Consider the following 2,727-nt stretch of genomic DNA (forward strand, 5'->3'; position numbering starts at 1 on the left):
GTCCTGGAGCGACTCGCGGAGGCGATCGCGGCGGCCTCGGCCGACGGCCCGGCAACCGGTCCGGCAATCGGTCCGGCAACCGGCCCGGCAACCGGTCCGGTGCCCGGTTCGACGGGCGGTTCGGCGACCGGCTCGCCGACCTCCTCGACAAGTGGGCCGGCGGCCCGGGGCAGCCGGTGAGCGGGCCCGGGCCCGGGCCCGTCGAGCTTCCCGGGGGCGGCCTCGCGACGGACGCCCTGGCCGGCGGCGTGGCCGGACCGGGAGCGCTCGGACCACTGCTGGCCACCGTCCTCGACTCCCTGGAAACAGGCGCCGCCAGGCGCTCCGGACCGCTGCCGACGGGCAGCCCGGCCGAGATCGCCGCACTCGTCACCGAGACACTGGCCACCAGCGACGGTCCCGCCGCGCTCGCCCGACTCACCGAACTCCTCGCCTACGGCGCCGCCGACCCCGCCGACCCGGCCTGCGCCGGACACCTGCACTGCCCGCCGCTCGCCGTCGCCGCCGCCGCCGACCTGGCGGTCAGCGCGCTCAACCCCTCCCAGGACTCCTGGGACCAGGCCCCCGCCGCCACCGCCCTGGAGAGCGCGCTGCTCGCCGAGATCGCCGGGCTGGTCGGCTACGACCCGGCGCGCTCCGCCGGAGTCCTCACCTCCGGCGGCACCGAGTCCAACCTCATGGGGCTCATGCTCGCGCGCGACCGGAAGCTCGACGGACTCGTCGAACTGGACGGCATCCCGGCCGACGCCCGGCCGTGCATCCTCGCCTCCGAGGCGGCGCACTTCTCCGTCCAGCGGGCCGCCGCCCTGCTCGGCCTCGGCGAGCGGGCCGTCCTCCCCGTCCCGGTCGACCGCCGACTGCGAATGCGGGAGGACGAACTGGCGCGGGCGCTGGCCGAGGCCCTCCGGGCCGGACGGACCCCGATCGCCGTGGTGGCCACCGCCGGCACCACCGACACCGGGGCCGTCGACCCGCTGAACGCCGCCGCCGACCTCGCCGGACACCACGGCGCCTGGCTGCACGTGGACGCCGCGTACGGCGGCGGGGCGCTGCTCTCCGACCGGCTCGCCCCACTGCTCGACGGCATCGCCCGCGCCGACTCGGTCTCCCTCGACTGGCACAAGCTCGGCTGGCAGCCGGCCGCCGCGGGGATCTTCCTGGTGCGCCGCGCCGAGACCTACGCCTCGCTCGCCCGCCGCGCCGAGTACCTCAACCCGATCGACGACGAGGAGGCCGGCTACCCCAGCTTGCTCGGCCGCTCGCTGCGCACCACCCGCCGCGCCGACGCCTTCAAACTCGCCGTCACCCTGCGCACCCTCGGCCGTGAGGGACTCGGGCGGCTGGTCGACAGCTGCCACGACCTCGCCCTCGCCGCCGCCGACGCCGTCCGTGCCGACCCGGCGCTCGAACTCCACGCCGAACCCGTGCTCACCGCCCTCCTCTTCCGCTACCGGCCGCCGGGGGCGACGGACGAGGCGGCGCTCGACGAGCTGAACGGCCGGCTGCGGCGCCTGCTGCTGCGCACCGGCCGGGGGGTGGTCGGCCGCACCGAGCTTCCGGGCGACGGTCCGGGGCGGGTCCGGCTGAAGCTCACGCTGCTGAACCCGCACACCACGGCGGGGGAGGTCGGCGCGCTGCTGCGGGAGGTGGTGGGAGCCGGCCGCGCGGTGGCGGGCGAACGCGCCGGGTAGCCGGGCGACCCGGGCGACCCGGGCGGTCCCAGGCTGGTGGGGTCGGGCCGGGGTCGGGGTCGGTGGGCGGTCCGGGGTGGGTCGATGGGGCCGGGTCGCGGGGGCCCGGGTCAGCCGCCCAACAGGATCGACCGGGTGAGTTCCCAGGTGTCGGGGTCGGCGGCGACCAGGAGGCCGTCCTCGCAGCCGGGGGCCTCGGGGCGGTAGGGGGTGCCGTCCGGGCGGGCGGAGACGCCGCCGGCCTCGGTGACCAGGAGGGAGCCCGGGGCGTGGTCCCAGGGGAGGGTGCGCCAGTAGAGGAGGAAGTCGAAGCGGCCCTCGACGACGTCCGGGTACTCGATGCCGGCGGCGTGCCGACCGGGGGAGATGTCGCCGAAGGACGCGATGTTGTCCTGGAGCCTGCGGCGGTGCTCGGGGTCGAGATAGCGGCTCTTCACCGAGCCGCGCAGCTTCGCGACGTCCTTCGGGGCCGGCGGGCGGGTCAGTCGTACTCCGTCGCGCCAGGCGCCGGAGCCCAGTTCGGCGCAGTACATGGTGGCGGTGGTGGGCTGCCATATCCAGGCGGCGACGGTCCGGCCGGAGCGGACCAGGGAGCACATCACGGCGTAGTCGGGGCGGCCGGCGACGAAGTTGGCGGTGCCGTCGACCGGGTCGACCAGCCAGGCCGCGGGCTCGTCGTGGAGGGCCATGGCGAGCGACGGGTCGGCGGCGACCGCCTCCTCGCCGACCACCGGGACGGGAAGCAGCTCGTGCAGCCGGCGGGCGATGATCGCTTCGGCCTCGCGGTCGGCCACCGTCACGACCTCGCCGGGCGCCTTCTCCATCACCTCACCGGCGGCCAGCGCCCGGAAGCGCGGTTCCACCGCCTCGGCCGACGCCTCGGCGAGTATCTCCGCCACCTTGTCCATCAGCACGTTCGCGCTCCCTTCGCTGCTAACCACTCTCCCATGAGCGGGGTGAGGGGGTGGCGGCGGACCGGGGGACGGCGGGCGGCGGCCAGCCGACGGCCGGCGGAATTCAGGCGACGGGTTTCAGG

Annotated in this window: 2 protein-coding genes; one reads left to right on the forward strand and one right to left on the reverse strand. The window is 76.6% G+C overall.

From position 1 onward, the window contains the following. The first annotated feature begins 248 nt into the window (after positions 1 to 248). Complete coding sequence (locus tag ACFRMQ_RS39960) at positions 249 to 1,691, forward strand: pyridoxal phosphate-dependent decarboxylase family protein (RefSeq protein ID WP_380735819.1); 1,443 nt, start codon at positions 249 to 251, stop codon at positions 1,689 to 1,691. Positions 1,692 to 1,801: 110 nt separating this feature from the next. Here ACFRMQ_RS39960 and ACFRMQ_RS39965 read toward each other — a convergent pair whose 3' ends face one another. Then, a complete protein-coding gene (locus ACFRMQ_RS39965) occupies positions 1,802 to 2,599 on the reverse strand; it encodes an inositol monophosphatase family protein (protein WP_380735820.1) in 798 nt (265 codons plus the stop codon). Positions 2,600 to 2,727: the final 128 nt, after the last annotated feature.

Source organism: Kitasatospora sp. NPDC056783 (assembly GCF_042789895.1).
Taxonomy (GTDB): Bacteria; Actinomycetota; Actinomycetes; order Streptomycetales; family Streptomycetaceae; genus Kitasatospora.